Origin of the sequence: Allokutzneria sp. NRRL B-24872 (genome assembly GCF_002155965.1) — a bacterium.
GTDB lineage: Bacteria > Actinomycetota > Actinomycetes > Mycobacteriales > Pseudonocardiaceae > Allokutzneria.
Genome location: NZ_MUMH01000462.1, coordinates 1 through 591, shown reverse-complemented (window position 1 = coordinate 591; position 591 = coordinate 1). Strand labels below are relative to the sequence as shown.

Here is a 591-nt window from a genome sequence, read left to right as displayed (position 1 = left end):
CGTCCTCATGCACCGCTACTTCGACCTGGCCGGCTGGACCACCGCACAGCCAGCGCATCCCCCCCACCGCGGGAAGGTCCGCGGGTGGCGTCACGGCCAGTACTTCGACGGCCCGTACGTAGCCGCCTACGGCCGCGGCGGCGGCAAGGCCACCGTCCCCGAGATCCAACAGGCCAAAGGCATCGACTGGTCGGACGACCACTTCAACCTGTGCGAGGCCCTGCCGCCTGCCTACACCGCCTGGATCGGCCGTGCCTTCCTCGCGGCGCGGCTGGGGGTGGCGGCGTGAGCGGGCGTGTGCTGCCGCTGCGGCGGCCGAACGGGCTCCGCGTGCTGGATCTGTGCTGCGGCGCGGGCGGTCTGTCGATGGGCTACTACCTGGCGGGATTCGAGGTGACCGGCGTGGACATCCGCCCGCAGCCGAACTACCCGTTCACCTTCCACCAGGCCAACGCCCTCACCTTCCCCTTGGACGGCTTCGACCTGGTCCACGCGTCGTGGCCCTGCCAGTACTTCGCCCGCGTCACCAGGTGGCGCGGTACCCAGGCCGACCATGAAGACCTCATCACCCCCAGGCGGGCGCGCCTGGAA

Annotated in this window: 1 protein-coding gene and 1 pseudogene; both read left to right on the top strand. The window is 70.9% G+C overall.

Annotated features, from left to right (window positions below; genetic code table 11):
* A pseudogene (locus CCN37_RS38690) lies at nt 1-289 on the top strand (DNA methylase); the annotation flags it as partial.
* On the top strand, nt 286-591 hold a 306-nt coding region (locus tag CCN37_RS38685; protein WP_246843658.1), incomplete at its 3' end, for a class I SAM-dependent methyltransferase. The pseudogene CCN37_RS38690 and the gene CCN37_RS38685, both read left to right, overlap by 4 nt.